Raw genomic sequence first — 16786 nt, 5'->3', positions numbered from 1 at the left:
GTACAGCGTAAAGTCTTAAAAGTTAAAATTCCAAAAGGCATGAAAGCAGGCCAAAAAATCCGTTTAACAGGACAAGGACAACCGGGTATTCATGGTGGTGAAAATGGCGATCTGTATATTGAAATCCAATATAAAGCTACAGATTCAACTTATGTTGAAAACGCGGATGTCTATCATCATCTGAAGATTAGTCCATGGGAAGCAGCACTTGGACAATCCATTATGGCAAGTTTACCCAATGGCAAACAACTCAATATTCAGATTCCTAAAAATGCAAAAACAGGTCAACAATTACGTTTAAAAAATCAGGGTATTCCTGCGAAAGATCCAGGGCATTTATTCCTGATCCTCGATATTGTGCAACCAGATGCGCAAACTGAGCAACAAAAACAGGCTTATGAAGCATTTGCAGCAGCATTTTCAAACTTTAAGCCGAGATCATCATAAGGAGTAAAATTATGACAACAGTTAAATATTATGAGGTGGTCTTAGAAGATATCCAGCAGGTAGAAGTTTTAGATGAACAACAACATTATGATTTAAATAGTTTTGCTCAAGTCTGTGGTCAAAGTCCTGAATGGGTTCTACAACTGATTGAATACGATATTTTGCCACATCGCTTAAATGCATCAGATTTATATTTTTTAGTAGATGATGTGTCACGTGCACAAAAAGCGTATCGTTTACAGCGTGATTTTGATGCAAGTTTTACTGCTGTGGCCATGATGCTGGATTTAATCGAAGAATTAGAGCAACTTCGACGTATAACTAAATATCAGGGATAGATTTAAAATATTGGGTTTATCTCTAGCAATTAGAGCTTAACTCAATATTTAATCATTATTCTATAGCTAAGGTTTAAAACTCGAAAATTAAAATATAATCAGCATGCATTTTTGAAATGTTTCTTAATTTTGGATAAATGATATTATCTTTTTTAAATTGTAGTTCTATTAATAAAATGCTGGGTGGTACTAATTGGAATATAGTCAGAATAATAACAATTATTATGAATCCCTTTTAACTGCAAAACTTACCAAATAACTGAGACTTGAATATTTCATAACATTTTTTTAATCATCTTTTTGGTTGCTCAGATAAGGAAACATTCACAGTATAAATTAGCATGATCTCGTATAATTAATAATAATCGAAAATCTTTCTTATAGCTTCTGCAATATAGCTTTCGTGTCTAATTCTTTATTAAAAATAGTTAAATATATTTGATCTAATTTCCCCTTATTTTTGCTTTACAAAAACTCAAGATTATTAACAACTCTAGCCTTAAGATCCATGCCCTATAAGCGTTTAATGTGATTATGTCTGCTGTTCATGACGGGTTTTTTTGACTTATAGCCTCAAAAGATAAAGGGCAATTTTGCATCTGGATTATTTGGACTCAGACATTACCCGAAAAAATATGCAGTTAGCCTGATTCGGGAAGTCATATAGCCTTGAAATCCGCATAATCTCTGGATGTGGCCGGGCATAATTTTTTTGTCGGAAAGAGGTGAAATGTATCTATAAAAAGAAGAGAGAGCAAGTTCAGGATCGTAAGTTTCTTTTTTATGAGAGAGTACTTTACTAAGTATATTGCAACGGCATTTATCTTGTAAAAAACATCCAATTCTTCAACAGATTCTTTTCTTTATTGACTCTCATTTGGCTGGATACTGAATGACTTCACCGGCTGTTTTAGGAGTAGAAAATGAAAAAATTACCGAAAGTAGCATTGGGCACCTGGTCCTGGGGAACAGGATTTGCAGGAGGAGATACCGTATTTGGCAATCACCTTTCTGATAGCCAGATGGCCGAGATCTTCAGCAAGGCTATGCAGCAAGGGCTGAATTTATGGGACACAGCTCCTGTTTACGGGATGGGGAGTTCCGAAATGGCGCTGGGTAAGCTGATCCGCCAGTATCCGCGTGAAGGTATCATTATATCAACCAAGTTTACGCCGCAAATTGCAGATGAACAGTCAGCTGAACCCGTAACAGCAATGCTAAATGCCAGCCTTGAGCGTTTGGGCGTACAAGATATTGATATTTATTGGATACATAATCCTGCCGATGTGGAGCGATGGACGCCAGGTCTGATTCCTCTTTTACAGGATGGCAAGATAAAGCAGGTCGGTGTTTCAAATCACAGCTTGAAACAAATAAATCGTGTAAACGAGATTTTAAAGCCAGCCGGTTTTTCGGTCAGTGCAGTTCAGAATCACTACAGTATGCTCTACCGGTCCTCTGAAGAAGCGGGGATTCTCGATTATTGCCATCAAAATAATATGACCTTTTTTGCCTATATGGTGCTCGAGCAAGGTGCTCTCAGTGGTCGTTATGACTCGCAACATCCTATGCCTGCGGGTAGTGACCGTGCTGAAACCTATAACAATGTTTTACCGCAGCTAGAAAAACTAACTGCTGCAATGAAGGAAATGGGAGACCAGAAGAATGCCAGCGTGGCCCAGATTGCCATTGCCTGGGCAATTGCAAAGGGAACGCTCCCCATCATCGGCGTAACCAAAGTTGATCATGTTACAGATGCTGCCAGAGCAGCAGAGATTCAGCTTAGCGCTGACGAAATGGTCACCCTGGAGGAGTTGGCTAAAGCAACAGGCGTGGATACCCGAGGTGCCTGGGAAAAACCGATGATTTAACAGGTCTGATGCCAGCAAAGAGGTCCCTTTGAGTAGACTTTTAACCATATTCAGTTGATGGTTGTGTTGGCCCTTTGTATGAAAGACATCAGCAGAAACAAGTTGGCGTCATCTGTATCACTTGCGAGAAAAAAATGAAAATAATTTGTGTGGAAGAACACTATCTCGATAAGGCATTTGCTAAAGCGTCCATGGCTGTCGCGCTTGCACAGGCTCCATTTCTGCTTGACTGGGCAAAGACGGTTACAGATGGTAATTCTCCGGATCGAAGCCGTCCTCAAATTGAGAAAAATGATCTAATAAATTTAAAAGGTTCAGACCTGGGTAGCGGACGTCTGGCGGATATGGATCAAGCTGGGATTACAATGCCGGTTCTTTCTGTTGGCGGATTTCCTCATTTGGCACCTGCTGCTGAAGCGGTAAATTTAAGCCACGCCGCGAATGACCGCCTTGCTCGAGCAGTGAATGCTCATCCCGACCGGTTTGCGGCATTCGCAACGCTCCCTTGGGCTCAGCCGGATGAGGCCGAAAAAGAGCTGGAGCGAACGGTCAAAGAATTAGGTTTCAAGGGTGCTCTGCTCAATGGGCGGCTTTCATCCCATTTTATTGACCATCCCGATTTCAACCGGCTACTGAAATGCTTTAACGCGCTGGGCGTGCTCACCCCGGGCTTCCTGTGCGCAGCGTACAGCAGGCGTATTACAGCGGTTTCAATAGTGAGGTGACTGCCAGACTTTCCATGTTTGGCTGGGGTTGGCATCAAGAGGCAGGTATTCAGCTGCTGCGCTTAATCCTTTCAGGTGCTTTTGATAAATATCCAAATCTTCAGGTCATTAGCGGTCACTGGGGAGAGATGTTACCGTTCTGGTTGCAACGCCTAGATGACAGCCTTCCCCAAGCCGCGACAGGATTAAAGCGTACCCTGATCCAAACCTTTCAGGAACAGGTATATGTGACACCATCAGGTATGCTCACGCTTCCACATTTTCAGTTTATTTATGGACTGATGGGGCCACAACGGATTCTTTTTTCTGTGGATTATCCTTATCAGACTCTAGATGGTATACAAGAATTTATTCAAAGTTTATCCATTTCGGAAGAGGACAAAGAAGCAATAGCCTTCCACAATGCTGAACGGTTACTCCAAATAAAGTCATGATGAAACAGGCTATAGAGCACGATATGCATGCGCTGCTGAATGGGCTTAAGCGTCATTAAGCGTATTCATACGCTAATAAAGAATAGGGTCAAATTATACCTGAGACTTGAATGGCTAGAAGAATTTTTTTGATCAGTAGGTTGAGGATAATCAAAGTCGGTTAAATCTAAAACTCTCACCAGACTCTGCAAGCTGGTCAGATCAATAATGTAAATCGTGAAGCTAATGCTAATTCCGGGTGTCAGTTCTTATTTTCACGATTTGGTTACTTATGAAGTGTGTGAATATCAGGAGGTGCAGATGAGCTGGGATCCAGATCTACTTGATCAAATCAACAAGGCAGATGATTTGAAAATTGCCCCATATCATCATGATATGCAAACAACAGGTACACCGACCTGGATATGGGAGGTGGTCGTTGAAAACCGTCTTTTTGTACGGGCATACAGTGGAGTAACATCCCGTTGGTTCAAAGCTGCCCTTAAGCAAAGGGCTGGCAGAATCTATGCAGCAGGCAAGGTTTATGAAGTCAATTTTTCACCTGTGTCTGATCCCTTGTTACAGCAAAAAATTGACGATGCATACCGCCACAAATATGCTCAAAGCAGCTACCTGCCTAGCATGATTAGTGGACGTGCCATCTCAGCTACGGTTGAGATTTCACCTAAAAATGATTGAGGAGTGAATAGTCAAATGCAATATACACAACTGGGAAAAAGTGATTTAACGGTATCTCGTATTTGTATGGGATGCATGGGTTTTGGCGATCCGTCCACAGGTCAACATAGCTGGACACTGGGAGAGCAGGAAAGTCGTGACATTATCCGCTATGGTCTGGAACAGGGAATTAATTTTTTCGATACTGCCATTGCCTATCAAAATGGATCAAGTGAGCGTTATGTGGGTCAAGCGCTGCGCGATATGACACAGCGCGATAAAGTCGTTTTGGCCACCAAATTCTTACCGCATACACCCGAACAAATTGCCCGCGGTATTGACGGGAAGCAGGCGATAGCACAATCTCTTGATCAGAGCCTGCAAAATCTGAGTATGGACTATATTGATCTCTATATTTACCACATCTGGGATTACAATACGCCCATCATTGACGTGCTTGAGGCCCTGCATCAGGCCATCAAGAGTGGGAAGATCCGTGCGATTGGCATCTCCAACTGCTATGCATGGCAATTGGCCAAAGCGAATGCACTGGCGGAGTGTGAAGGGCTTAGCCAGTTTGTTTCCGTGCAGAGCCACTACAACCTGATCATGCGTGAGGATGAGCGTGAACTTTCGGGTCTGTGCGCTGAGGACGGGATTGCAATGACGCCTTACAGTGCTTTGGCCAGCGGTCGTCTCGCCCGGCAGAAAGACCATCAGACCTGACGCGCCGTTGAAGATGACTATGCAAAACTGAAATACGATAAAACGGCTGCCCAGGATCAGATCATCATCGATAGGGTGGCTGAACTTGCCAGACGTTATCAGGTTTCAATGACTGAAATTTCGCTGGCATGGCTGCTCACAAAAGTTACAGCCCCAGTTGTAGGCATAACTAAAAAACATCAGATTGATGATGCAGTAAATGCCGTAAATTTACAGCTCAAGCAAGAAGATATTGATTATCTGGAAGAACGTTATCAGCCACATTTTCTGTCTGGAGTCATGGCACAAAACACACCCTTCCCTAAACGATAACCGTCGTATTAAATTTTACCCTGATTTTAAAGGGAATCAGCTCGAGCAGGGAGGTATTGCATATCCCTAGCTTAGTTTTTTCTGAAAGCAGATAAAAGTCGAAGAGTTAAAAAATATTTAAAAATACTCTATAAAAACAGAATATTAACTGGTAAGGAATTTTTGAATTAGCACCACGGAAAAGGGAAATTGCCTTCCAGACGGATTAACTCATACTGAAGATGTACCAAAGCGAGGAACATCTTAAATGAAACATACACGTATTAGAACATTCAACACAAAAGCCACTTATCCGGAACAAAGTTTAGATAACGATTTATGCCAGGCAGTAGTGGCACGTGGCAGCACAGTTTTTCTTCGTGGCCAAATTGGCCAGAACCTAGATACTTCTGAAAGTGTATGTATTGGAGATGCTGCAGGTCAAGCTGAGCAGGCGATGTATAACATCAAAATGTTACTGGAAGAGGCGGGCGGCGAGCTGGAAGACATTTGTAAAATCACAATCTATATCATTGATCCACGTTACCGCGAAGAGGTTTACCGTGTGGTTGGCAAATGGTTAAAAGGTGTTTTCCCAGTATCGACCGGTATTGTCGTTTCTGCCCTGGCACGTCCAGAATGGCTGGTCGAAATTGATGCAACCGCAGTCATTCCTGATTAATACAGAAAAGGATAACTGCCTATGACATTTTCTATTATTGCTCGTTGCCACAAAACGGGGCAATTTGGAGGGGCAATCAGTTCCTCTTCTCCAGCTGTAGCAGCACGGTGTATCCAGGCCAGAGCAGGCGTAGGGGTTGCTACATCTCAGAACATCACAGATCCACACTTGGCAAACATTTTGCTAGATATGATCAAATATGATCTGGCTCCAGAAGAATCGATCGTGGAATTAGTGAAAAATACCGAATTTATCGAGTATCGGCAGCTATCAGTGATCAATTCTGACGAAAAACCTGCTGCATTTAGTGGCAAGAATACACTGGGTGTTTATTCACAGTGCATTGGTGAGCATGCTGTTGGTGCGGGAAATCTTCTTGCCAATGAAACTATTCCCAAAGTGATGGTCGATGTGTTTCATCAAGCTGAAGGGAGTTTGGCAGAGCGCCTGTTAAGCGCTTTACAAGCAGGTTTGGCAGCAGGAGGCGAGGCTGGTCCAGTTCATTCAGCAGGTCTTTTGGTGATGGATAAGCTGGAATGGCCTGTAGTTAATTTACGGGTTGACTGGTCTGAAACGCCAATAGAAGACCTCTACCAATTGTGGAAAGTCTATGAGCCGCAAGTTGAAGATTATGTTGTTCGTGCTTTAAACCCATCTGGCTCTCCGAGCTATGGTGTTGCTGGGGATGAATAAGACTTCAATGAGCGCTGACCAAGGATGTAAGCGTGCTAAACAGAATCTCATTACGCCAAATGCAATACTTTGTTGCTACCGCAGAAAGCGGTAGCATCATTATTGCTTCAGAAAAAATTCACGTATCTTCACCTTCTATTTCAGCTGCGATAGCACATATTGAATCTGAATTGCAGGTTCAACTGTTTATACGCCAACATGCAAAAGGTTTGATCCTGACCAGTATTGGTGAAAAGGTCATGCATGAATGCAAGTTCATCTTAAGTCAGGCCAATAGTTTATATGCCCTGGCCGCAGATTTTTCAGGCTCTATCCGCGGGCCGTTAAAACTTGGATGTTTTACTGCATTTTCCCCCATGATTTATGCCGAAATCATTCACGGATTTATCAATTTATATAAGGGTGTAACGCTTGATTTATGCGAGGATGATCAACAGGTTTTGCTAAATGCTCTGGTTCGGAATGAGCTTGATGTGGTGCTGACCTATGATTTGAATATTGACCATAACCTCATTAATTTTGAGCCACTGGCCGTATTGCCACCGCATGTATTGGTGAGTGAAGCTCACCCCTTAGCACAGAATGTTGCAGTCACTTTAGAAGAGCTTGCAGAACTTCCAATGGTGCTCCTCGATCTGCCATTCAGCAATGACTATTTTATTTCGTTATTCCGCAATCATAAGCTCAGTCCGAAAGTCGTGCATTCTTCGCGTCATGTTGATGTTGTACGTTCCATGGTCGCCAATAATTTGGGCTATACCATTTTAAATGTACGTCCAAAAAACAATTTTTCTCTCGATGGAAAACGTCTGGTCCGTTTGCGAATTGCAGGTGAACACCGTCCTATGCAAATCGGGCTGGCAACGGCAAAAAATGCCAATCTGAATACGGTATCTCAAGCCTTCATTAGCCGTTGCCGTTCCTTTTTATCCAATCAATATATTCCGGGAATGGGAGATGCCCATTTCTTTGACCCACACGTCAAAATGAAACGTGAGACGGAAGAGGTTTAATTTATGAGTGATTTAAGTAGCGTGGCGATTTTATCGAGACTGATCGCATTTGATACCACATCATATAAAAGCAATCTTGATTTGATCTTATATGTTAAAGAGATTCTGGAACAGAACGGAATTAGCGTAGACCTGAATTTTAATGCTGAACAAAACAAAGCCAATTTATTTGCGAGTACAGGCCCGATTGATCAGCCAGGGATTTTGCTGTCTGGACATTCAGATGTCGTCCCGGTCGAAGGACAGCTGTGGGACAGCCCGGCATTTGAAGCTATCGAAAAAAACGGCAATATCTATGGTCGTGGCAGTGCAGACATGAAAGGCTTTTTGGCCTGTGCCATTGTAAGCATGTTGAAAGCCAGCCAGTATTCCTTACAACGGCCAGTACATTTATGTATTTCCTATGATGAAGAAATTGGCTGTATTGGTGTACGTGGTATTTTGGATCAACTCGCTTCCACGATTGTTTCTCCACTAATATGTGTTATTGGTGAACCGACCATGATGCAACTGGCTTTAGCTCATAAAGGTAAAACAGTGTTCAGAGCAAAATGCTGTGGCGAGGAAGGCCATTCAGCTCTTGCACCCCGATATGTGAATGCGATTCATGTGGCGAGTAAATTGGTCGAATCACTACAACAGGTTCAACATGATCTGCGTGACTATGGTGCACAAGACTCAGGTTACGATATTCCGTATACCACAGTTCATGTCGGGAAAATTTCGGGAGGAACCGCACTCAATATTGTGCCGAATCAATGCGTGGTTGATTATGAGATTCGTCATCTAGCACAGGACAGTAGTCAGCGTATTCAAGCGCAGATTCTTGAATCGATTCAATCCGAATTTCAGCAGCACATTGATGTTGAAGAAGTGAATCAATATCCGGGACTCAGTACCTCATCGACCATTGAAGCAGTGCAGTTTATTCAAACTTTGCTCCCCAAAGAAACATCTCTTGGAAATATTTCTTTTGGTACGGAAGGCGGCTTGTTCCAGGATGCTTTAACTTGTCCGGTTGTAGTCTGTGGGCCTGGGGATATTGCGGTCGCACACAAGCCAAATGAATATGTGGCTATAGAGCAGTTAAATCAGTGTGATATTTTTCTTGAAAAATTATTAATGAGTCTATGTTAGTTTTTTTAAGTACTGTAATTTACATTTTTTTAGTATATAAATATTATTGAGTTTGCATGTTTGTATTATTTCGCCGTTTTTTATTTATTTTAATCAAAGAGACCTGTTTATTTTAATGGTCTCTTTTTTATTGCTTAAAAAAAACATTGCTAATACATCAATTTTTCAAAATTACTTATTGATATAAATTCCGATATAACAAAGGTAATAGGAAATAATCATGCAAATAGGGGGTTATGAATGGATTTTAATTGGTCATATACATTTAGTTTATTGTCAAACAGCAATTTCTGGAAGGCAACCTGGACGGTTATTGAGCTGAGTGTGCTGGTGTGGGTCATCGGGATTATAGCAGGCTTTGTCCTTGCATTGGGGAAACAGTCCCGTTTTAAACCGCTCGCATGGTCAAGTGATGTATATATCTGGTTCTTTCGCAGCCTTCCATTGCTGGTTCTACTGGTTTTTGTTTATAACCTGCCACAAATTTTCCCAAGTTCAAGCGTAGTTTTAGCTTCGCCTTTTCTTGCAGGTTTAATCGCAATGACCTTGAGTGAAGCCGCCTATATTGCAGAAATTCATCGGGGTGGTTTAACTTCAATTCATAAGGGACAAATTGAAGCAGGTAAAGCGCTGGGTATCAAATATTCGGGTATTCAGCGTCTGATTGTGATTCCCCAGGCATTTCGCGTGGCACTGCCCGCTTTAGGCAATGAATATGTGTCGATTGTAAAATTAACCTCTTTGGTCTCGGTCATTTCCTTGACAGAAATTTTGCTGGTGGGCCAACGCCTCTATACCCAGAACTTTCTGGTTATGGAAACCATGCTGGCAGTTGCATTTTACTATGTATTGATTGTGACAGTATTTGGCTGGGCGATTAACTGGTTTGAACGCAAAATTGACATTACCAATCGTAAACCCGGACTGCTGAATGAAAATGACCCTTTATATCAGTTACCTGTTGCCTCGGTTCGGGCACGTAAAGAAATTAGTAGTGAACGTTCAGGTATGTATGCTTTAGAAGCGATTGATATCCATAAATCCTATGGCGATCAGGAGGTATTAAAAGGGATTAACCTGAATGTGAAATGGGGTGAGGTGATCTCGATTATCGGTCCATCGGGTTCAGGAAAAACGACCTTTATCCGTACTCTGAATGGTCTGGAAGCATTAAATAAAGGTACAGTAAATTTACTGGGTCAAGCATTTTTAAAAGACCAGGAATTAACCGATGAATCTCCTGCCTATAAAAAACAGATTATTCATGTAGGAATGGTATTCCAGAGCTTCAATCTGTTCCCGCACAAAACGATTTTAGAAAATGTCATGCTGGCACCCCTGTACCACAACATGGGAACAGTACTGGACAGCAAAATTACTGCATTGGCCATGCTTGAAAAAGTGGGTATGAAACAACATGCGAACAAGTACCCGCACCAGTTGTCCGGTGGACAACAACAGCGTGTTGCGATCGCACGTGCCTTGGCTATGCAACCTTCGATTATTTTATTCGATGAACCGACATCCGCACTTGATCCAGAACTTGTGAATGAAGTACTGAAAGTGATTGAAGAACTGGCGAGAGAAGGTTTGACCATGATTATTGTAACTCATGAAATGCATTTTGCTTTCAAAGTTTCAGATCGGGTCGTATTTATGGAAGGTGGGCATATTGTTTTAAATGATAGTCCTGAAGCATTAAAACAAGCGGGTAATGAGCGTTTAGATAAATTTATGGCCAGAGCTGCTTAAATTTTAAATATCGGTTTAAAGCAGTCTGTTTATGACTGCTTTTTATTTTAGGTTTGTGCAGATTATCGAAATTTATTTTTATAAAGCATTACATAAAAAAATCCTAATCGGATTATTCACCATATTCTTTTATATTTTAAATAAGAGAAAAAAGACAATTGAGTCTGGGGTAATAAATGAAACATAAATCTATTTTAATGAGTGCTTTAGTCAGCAGTTTATTATTGGCCGGCTGTACAAAAAATGAAGAACCTGTATCTACAGTAACAGATGCATCAGTTAAAAAATCAGTCAGTGTGGGTTCGGATCTCACTTTTCCCCCTTATGAATATTTAGATAACGGTGTACCTGCAGGCGTCAGCATTGCCATTATGGAAAAGATTGCAGAGGTTGACGGTACTTATAAACCGGAATGGGTAGATACCCGTTGGGCCAATCTGATACCAGGTTTAAAAGGTGAGAAATTCGATATTTTATTCTCATCTATGTACATCACCAAAGAACGTCTTGAGCAAATTGACATGATTCCGTATTACAAAACGGATATTTCCCTATTGGTACGTCAGGATTCCGCCCTTGCCCCGAAAGGCCCAGAAGACCTTTGTGGCCGGGTGGTAGGTGCGATGAAAGGAACAGCATTTGCGACACAAGTATTCGAAATTTCTAAAGATCGCTGTGTTGCACAAGGCAAGAAGGAAATCACTATTCGTGAATTTGAAACTTCACCGCAAACCACTCAGGCATTATTGGCCCGTGCAGTAGAAATTCAGTATGACGATGCAGCAGTAATGAATGCAGCTGTGAAAAATTTACCGGATAAAGTCAAGATTACATCGACTGAACAGTTCTTCCCAACAGTGGGTGGGATCGGAATCCGTAAAGGAGATACAGCGACTTATAAAATGGTGGTAGAGGGACTAAATAAACTTAAAGCTTCTGGACAATTTGAAAAAATCCTCAGTACTTATGGTTTACAAGCGCCAACAGAGGCAGACATTGCAGCAGTGATGAACAAGTAATTAAAGTAAAAGCATGAAGGTAAATACAATGTTAAGACAAGCGCAAATTGAACAATTCCATCGTGACGGTTTTTTAGTTGTTGAAAATGTAATGAGCCCTAATGAACTGGCAGGCCTGCGCGCGCAGCTTGAAACATGGGTAGACGAGAGCCGTCAGTATACGCAAGCGTACGGAGAAACGATTGATGGCCGTTCACGTTTTGATGTGGATCCTGTCGACCATGACGCCGACCATCCAGCATTACGCCGTGTGAGTTCGCCGACTGAAATTTCAGAGGTATATTATGAAACCGCGATTCATTCGAGTATGGCGGAAATGGCAGGACAATTGATAGGTGGCAGTGGCACACGTTTTCATCACAGTAAAGTGAATGCCAAACTACCCCATACCGCTACCACAGTGAAATGGCACCAGGACTTTCCCTTTACCCCGCATACCAATGACGACATGATTACTGCACTACTCATGGTAGGGGAAGTCACAGCAGATAATGGCCCATTACAAGTCATTCCGGGAAGTCATAAAGGTGAGTTATTTGATCACTGGCAAGATGGCCGTTTTAGCGGAAAAGTGGAAGCGGAAGTCGAAGCCGCACATTGCCAAAACTATGTCTCATGTATTGGCCCTGCGGGTTCAGTATGCTTTATGCATACCCGTTCGCTGCATGCTTCTGGTGCTAACAACACTGAACTGCCACGTTATCTGTTTATTACGGTATATGCAGCTGAAGATGCCATGGCCTTGTCGGACAATCCCTTGCCAAGCATACACCAAGGGCAATTGGTATATGGTGTAGAAAGTGGACAGGTTCGTATGACAGCAAATCAACTAAAGCTTCCTCAAAAACCAAAAGGGGCATCATTCTTTGTCCAGCAAGCCGGTTTAGAAATGGCATAAAGCACCAATAAAAAAAGAGCTTCAACTGAAGCTCTTTTTTATGCAGGAAATATCACATTAGTCGAATACGCTCGGATCTTCTTCCACGAGAATCGCTTTCATTTGTTCAAAATGCGCAATGCTGAAATCTTCAATTTTTTCCCAATCCTGTGCGGTCTTTTCTGCAACATGATCAGCCAGAATATTTAAAGTCTGCCCGGTAGAATAGGCATGAACCAGAATCTGGCTGGCTCGTTCAAAGGTATATATATCGTCAAATGCCACACCAATATCATGTGAGCCAATCAGAACGCCATGATTGCCCATGAGCAAGCGCGAATTGTTTTTCAATAAATTTGCTAGGCGTTGACCTTCTGCCAATTGGTCTGCCATCCCGCCATAATGGAAGTCATAAGATACACGATTAAAGTAGCGGGCACTGTTTTGTTCAATAGGCAACAAGGTCGGATTTTTTAAGCTTGAAAGGATGGTGGCATAGACAGGATGCAAATGCATAATCACTTTAATGTCCGGTCTTAATTGATGGATCTGTCCGTGAATTGCCCAAGCCGTCGAATCAATTTTTCCTTTCTCAAAACTTTCTGGATCATCTGCATGAACCAAAATCAGGTCACTGGCTTTGACCTTGGAAAAATGCACCCATTTGGGATTTAAAAGAAAGGATTTTCCATCCTCAGATACAGCTGCACTAAAGTGATTGGCTACTGCTTCATGCATGCCAAGTTTTGCACTAAGACGGAGTGAAACGGCTAAATCAATGCGTATTTTGGATTCACTTTTCACTGGTTTTATCTCCTTGAAATATAAGAAAAGTCTAATATTTTTTAGAGTAAATACTGCATCGTTTTTTCTGGATTATTAGCACGGAAATTCAAAATTACTTTCTACGAAAAACTCACGTATAACAATTTTAAAGTCATTCCAAAGATGGTCTCTTGAGGTGAAATATGAAGGTAGCGTTGAAAGTAAAACCATTGATTATGGCACTCAGTTTGGCATGTGGATTATCTGCATGTAGCGATAAGCCAACTGTTCAGGAAGCAGTCACAGCAGAAAGTACAGGAAAGGTATATCAAATTGGAAGTGATATGACCTTTCCGCCATTTGAATATATGGAAAATGATAAACCTGCAGGTTTTGATATTGATATTGCCAATAAAATCTTTGAACAATCAGGTGATAAAGCAAATTTTGTAGACAGTCGGTTTTCAAATCTGATTACAGGACTGGAAGCCAAAAAATTTGATCTGGTGATGTCAGCTTTATATATCACCCAGGATCGTCTCGAAAAAGTTGATATGGTGCCGTATTACATGACCACAGAGGCTCTCGTGGTATTGGCAGATTCTGAGTATCAACCTAAAACCCGTGACGATTTATGTGGCAAAACGGTCGCTTCACAAAATGGTTCCATGTTCCCTGAACAACTCCGTCAAATGTCGCAAGAAAGCTGTGTGTCCAAAGGAAAAAAACCAATTACCATCCGTGAATTTGTGACGTCCCCCGAAGCGGTTCAAGCATTGCTCGCAAAAGCAGTCGATGCACATTATGACGATGCCAGTGTTGCAAAAAGTACCGTAGAAAAATTAAAAGACCGTCTGGTGATCAGTTCAACTGAACCATTCTTTCCAGTTTTAGGAGGCATTGCCGTACCTAAGGGAGATCAAAAACCTCTTAATAAGGTTAAAAACGGTTTAGACGCGATTAAACAATCTGGGGAATACGATCAGTTGATTGCCAAGTACAACTTGCAAGCACCGACGGATGAAGAAATTCAGAAATATATGCCGAATTGATTGATCGGCATCAAAACTAAGCAAAGCTAAATATTTGAGAAGTTATTTTAATGAAAATGAATATTTTAACTCAGTCCTGTTTATTGGCTGTCGTTACCAGTGTAAGTATGCCGGTATTTGCAGGACTCAGTATTGGGGATGCAAAGACGGCTACCGGCGAGCTGAGTGTTTCGGGGTTTGTACGTGCAAAATATCAGGATAAAAGCTGGACAGATAATGATCATAAACTGACATTTGATGCGGCGCGTATTAATGTCGACTATAAGTCTCCCAAGCTGTTTGGTCATATTGAATATCGTTGCTATCAGTTCGATAAACTCTGTGATTTTTCAACACTGGTCGATGCTTATGCAGGCTATAACTTTAACGCACAGCAACTGATTCAAGCAGGTATACAAGCCGTACCTTTTGGACCAGGCCGTTTCTGGGAAAGTAACTATTACGGCGGGGTGATGACTCAAATTGGTCTGGAAGATGTGCATAACCTCGGGATTAAATACCAAGGTAAATTTGCTGCAGGTACTCAGCTTGAACTGGGGTATTTTCCGGGAGATGGAGGAAGTTATTCAGGTCCGTATTCTGAAGATGCGAGCCGTTATACCACCAACTTTGTAAAACCTGAAAATGGCTCCATCACACACCTTGATGAAACGGATATGTTTATTGTGCGGGTGAAGCAAGATATTACTAGTTTACCAGAAGGGGTCTCAAGTAACATCGGCGCGTCTTATTGGTCATCGGACATCGACAATAAAACCTTTGGCACCACAGGTGACCGTCAAGCGTGGGCCGTGTTTGGTAATTTGAATTATAACAATCTTGAGTTGATGGCGACTGTCGGTAGAAACCAGGTCGATAATGCCGATCCTGTGACCCCTAAAGCCTCTTTAATGGGTTCATTTGATGATAACTTTATGGTGGCAAATGAAGGTATGTTCTATACCATCGATTTAGCGTATTCGTTTAAAGATGTAGGTAAATTTAAGAAGATTCAGCCGCACTTTATGTACAGCGAATACGATAAATCTGAAAGTGGTTTCAAAGACTCGACTCGTCATATTTTAGGGGTTTCTGCTTATTATAATGATCTGCTTTTTGTTGCCGATTATATTGTAGGTAAAAATGACTTCTTGATCGGTGGTCCAAGCGATTCGTATGCAACAGGCAGTGCCAATCAAAGCGAAAGTATGCTGAATTTACAAGTATCGTATTTGTTCTAAGTTTTAAATTTGATTGACTTAAAAATACCGTATTTCAGATACGGTATTTTTTTTGGAGAAATCGGAAATTTCTATTTTTGGAGGTACAGGTATACTTCGTATAATCGCCATTATATTAAATAAGTAAAACTTAGTTATTTTTTAAGATGATGGAGCTGAGTTCCATGTGTCTAATAAGCGCCATATTGCATTATCAATATCTTGCCATTTCTCCCAATTATTTAAATTAGTTTCCCATTGAACCCATATACCTCCATACTTATTTGGTTCATAATTATTCCCTATTATTTCAATTGACTCGCCATCTTCTGGCGTTCTTCCTCTTGTATTAACTTTAAGAAAGACACCAGAAACTTTTGGAATATTTGAATCTGCATAACAAAATAGATATTCATCAGAAAAAATCCTCCGATAACATTCCAAGCCTAATTTTTTAAATTTCGAATCAACCTTGACGTACTTCGGAGTAATATTACTAAGAATTACTTTTTTTGTATCAGTATTATTTTCCCTCATTTCTAAACTTAAACCTTTTATTCTCACTCTTACCTGATCTCTATGGTCAGGTGCAAAACTATCCGTAACTTCTATTTTTTCCCTATTTAAAGTTAAATAAAATTCCAATTGTCGATTAGAGTCAGGCATTGGTAAATTATTTGCTTCCTCTTGAGTTATAACTGGAAATTTTTCAGGAATATAGTCAATTGAAAACTGCCCTAAATAATGTTCACGTTCAGGGCGATAAAATTCATTATCAAATTGATCAGGAATATGTTTTCTACGTGGACCAAGCTTTGCTTTTACTATCAAATTTGGATTCTGCTTCCATGTCACAATTTCTCCTTCTCGTGGAATATGTACTTTTTCTTGAGGCTTACAGCCTCCCAGAACCATTAAACCCATAAAAAAGACTGCTATTTTGAAATTATTCATTTTAAATTTCTTTAATTTTTAAAATATTTAGTAAGTATTTCTAAAATTAACATAATACACGTTATACGAAATTATTTTGTAAGCCCAAAATAGAAATGTCCGGTTTCTCCAAAGTAAAAATGTCCGCTTTTAGAATATGCACTTTTGCAATTTC

General features: G+C 41.0%; 17 protein-coding genes and 2 pseudogenes. 17 read left to right on the top strand and 2 right to left on the bottom strand.

Translation table 11 applies throughout. The features are described from left to right. The 15 genes and pseudogenes from VXQ92_RS14695 to VXQ92_RS14625 form a co-directional block, all read left to right on the top strand. Window positions 1–447: DnaJ C-terminal domain-containing protein (locus VXQ92_RS14695; protein WP_416682314.1), on the top strand; the 447-nt coding region annotated here is incomplete at its 5' end. An 11-nt stretch (window positions 448–458) separates the two neighbouring features. Beyond that, window positions 459–785 (top strand): chaperone modulator CbpM, encoded by a 327-nt coding sequence (locus VXQ92_RS14690; protein WP_191731128.1) that lies wholly within the window; start codon window positions 459–461, stop codon window positions 783–785. A gap of 923 nt (window positions 786–1708) precedes the next feature. Beyond that, window positions 1709–2656: an aldo/keto reductase gene (locus VXQ92_RS14685; protein ID WP_416682312.1), complete on the top strand. Its 948-nt coding sequence runs from the start codon at window positions 1709–1711 to the stop codon at window positions 2654–2656. 74 nt (window positions 2657–2730) lie between these two features. Beyond that, the gene (locus VXQ92_RS14680) at window positions 2731–3381 is read left to right on the top strand and encodes an amidohydrolase family protein (protein ID WP_416682311.1); all 651 of its coding nucleotides are present in this window, start codon (window positions 2731–2733) and stop codon (window positions 3379–3381) included. Then, window positions 3333–3815, top strand: a complete 483-nt coding sequence (locus tag VXQ92_RS14675; protein WP_416682309.1) for an amidohydrolase family protein — start codon at window positions 3333–3335, stop codon at window positions 3813–3815. The genes VXQ92_RS14680 and VXQ92_RS14675 overlap by 49 nt, the downstream gene beginning before the upstream one ends. A gap of 300 nt (window positions 3816–4115) precedes the next feature. Beyond that, a complete protein-coding gene (locus VXQ92_RS14670; protein ID WP_416682308.1) occupies window positions 4116–4493 on the top strand; it encodes a DUF2255 family protein in 378 nt (125 codons plus the stop codon). Between the two features lie 15 nt (window positions 4494–4508). Beyond that, window positions 4509–5510, top strand: a pseudogene (locus tag VXQ92_RS14665) (aldo/keto reductase). Between the two features lie 247 nt (window positions 5511–5757). Next, window positions 5758–6171 carry a RidA family protein gene (locus VXQ92_RS14660; protein ID WP_064095754.1) on the top strand — a complete coding sequence of 138 codons (414 nt, stop codon included), beginning with the start codon at window positions 5758–5760 and terminating at the stop codon, window positions 6169–6171. Between the two features lie 21 nt (window positions 6172–6192). After that, window positions 6193–6864: a DUF1028 domain-containing protein gene (locus tag VXQ92_RS14655; protein ID WP_416682306.1), complete on the top strand. Its 672-nt coding sequence runs from the start codon at window positions 6193–6195 to the stop codon at window positions 6862–6864. A gap of 32 nt (window positions 6865–6896) precedes the next feature. Further along, window positions 6897–7877, top strand: a complete 981-nt coding sequence (locus VXQ92_RS14650) for a LysR family transcriptional regulator (protein WP_416682304.1) — start codon at window positions 6897–6899, stop codon at window positions 7875–7877. Between the two features lie 3 nt (window positions 7878–7880). Continuing rightward, a complete protein-coding gene (gene argE, locus VXQ92_RS14645; RefSeq protein WP_416682302.1) occupies window positions 7881–9014 on the top strand; it encodes an acetylornithine deacetylase in 1134 nt (377 codons plus the stop codon). 240 nt (window positions 9015–9254) lie between these two features. After that, a pseudogene (locus VXQ92_RS14640) lies at window positions 9255–9905 on the top strand (amino acid ABC transporter permease); the annotation flags it as partial. Between the two features lie 117 nt (window positions 9906–10022). Next, the gene (locus VXQ92_RS14635) at window positions 10023–10766 is read left to right on the top strand and encodes an amino acid ABC transporter ATP-binding protein (protein ID WP_416682315.1); all 744 of its coding nucleotides are present in this window, start codon (window positions 10023–10025) and stop codon (window positions 10764–10766) included. 176 nt (window positions 10767–10942) lie between these two features. Beyond that, window positions 10943–11785, top strand: a complete 843-nt coding sequence (locus VXQ92_RS14630; RefSeq protein WP_416682300.1) for an ABC transporter substrate-binding protein — start codon at window positions 10943–10945, stop codon at window positions 11783–11785. Window positions 11786–11813: 28 nt separating this feature from the next. Further along, window positions 11814–12683: a phytanoyl-CoA dioxygenase family protein gene (locus VXQ92_RS14625; RefSeq protein WP_416682298.1), complete on the top strand. Its 870-nt coding sequence runs from the start codon at window positions 11814–11816 to the stop codon at window positions 12681–12683. Window positions 12684–12740: 57 nt separating this feature from the next. On the opposite strand, the gene VXQ92_RS14620 is transcribed toward VXQ92_RS14625, so the two are convergent. Beyond that, the gene (locus VXQ92_RS14620) at window positions 12741–13466 is read right to left on the bottom strand and encodes a class II aldolase and adducin N-terminal domain-containing protein (RefSeq protein WP_416682296.1); all 726 of its coding nucleotides are present in this window, start codon (window positions 13464–13466) and stop codon (window positions 12741–12743) included. A gap of 164 nt (window positions 13467–13630) precedes the next feature. On the opposite strand from VXQ92_RS14620, the gene VXQ92_RS14615 reads away from it, so the two are divergent. Both VXQ92_RS14615 and VXQ92_RS14610 read left to right on the top strand, forming a co-directional pair. Further along, window positions 13631–14479, top strand: coding sequence for an ABC transporter substrate-binding protein (locus tag VXQ92_RS14615; RefSeq protein ID WP_416682294.1), 849 nt, complete (start codon window positions 13631–13633; stop codon window positions 14477–14479). A gap of 50 nt (window positions 14480–14529) precedes the next feature. After that, window positions 14530–15699 (top strand): hypothetical protein, encoded by a 1170-nt coding sequence (locus tag VXQ92_RS14610; protein WP_064101614.1) that lies wholly within the window; start codon window positions 14530–14532, stop codon window positions 15697–15699. Between the two features lie 141 nt (window positions 15700–15840). Here the strand turns inward: VXQ92_RS14610 and VXQ92_RS14605 are convergent, their stop codons facing one another. Then, entirely contained in the window at window positions 15841–16632 is a 792-nt protein-coding gene (locus VXQ92_RS14605) for a hypothetical protein (RefSeq protein ID WP_416682293.1), read from the bottom strand. Window positions 16633–16786 lie beyond the last annotated feature (154 nt).

This window comes from Acinetobacter sp. 228, from assembly GCF_048147885.1.
Note: the sequence above shows the minus strand (reverse complement) of the source record. Positions and strands in the feature narration are given on the sequence as shown.

Coding starts and splice junctions, on each gene's coding strand:
- VXQ92_RS14690 (WP_191731128.1), top strand. CDS start 459: ATGACAACAGTTAAATATTATGAGGTGGTCTTAGAAGATATCCAGCAG.
- VXQ92_RS14655 (WP_416682306.1), top strand. CDS start 6,193: ATGACATTTTCTATTATTGCTCGTTGCCACAAAACGGGGCAATTTGGA.
- VXQ92_RS14615 (WP_416682294.1), top strand. CDS start 13,631: ATGAAGGTAGCGTTGAAAGTAAAACCATTGATTATGGCACTCAGTTTG.
- VXQ92_RS14685 (WP_416682312.1), top strand. CDS start 1,709: ATGAAAAAATTACCGAAAGTAGCATTGGGCACCTGGTCCTGGGGAACA.
- VXQ92_RS14630 (WP_416682300.1), top strand. CDS start 10,943: ATGAAACATAAATCTATTTTAATGAGTGCTTTAGTCAGCAGTTTATTA.
- argE (WP_416682302.1), top strand. CDS start 7,881: ATGAGTGATTTAAGTAGCGTGGCGATTTTATCGAGACTGATCGCATTT.
- VXQ92_RS14605 (WP_416682293.1), bottom strand. CDS start 16,632: ATGAATAATTTCAAAATAGCAGTCTTTTTTATGGGTTTAATGGTTCTG.
- VXQ92_RS14660 (WP_064095754.1), top strand. CDS start 5,758: ATGAAACATACACGTATTAGAACATTCAACACAAAAGCCACTTATCCG.
- VXQ92_RS14670 (WP_416682308.1), top strand. CDS start 4,116: ATGAGCTGGGATCCAGATCTACTTGATCAAATCAACAAGGCAGATGAT.
- VXQ92_RS14635 (WP_416682315.1), top strand. CDS start 10,023: ATGTATGCTTTAGAAGCGATTGATATCCATAAATCCTATGGCGATCAG.
- VXQ92_RS14625 (WP_416682298.1), top strand. CDS start 11,814: ATGTTAAGACAAGCGCAAATTGAACAATTCCATCGTGACGGTTTTTTA.
- VXQ92_RS14610 (WP_064101614.1), top strand. CDS start 14,530: ATGAAAATGAATATTTTAACTCAGTCCTGTTTATTGGCTGTCGTTACC.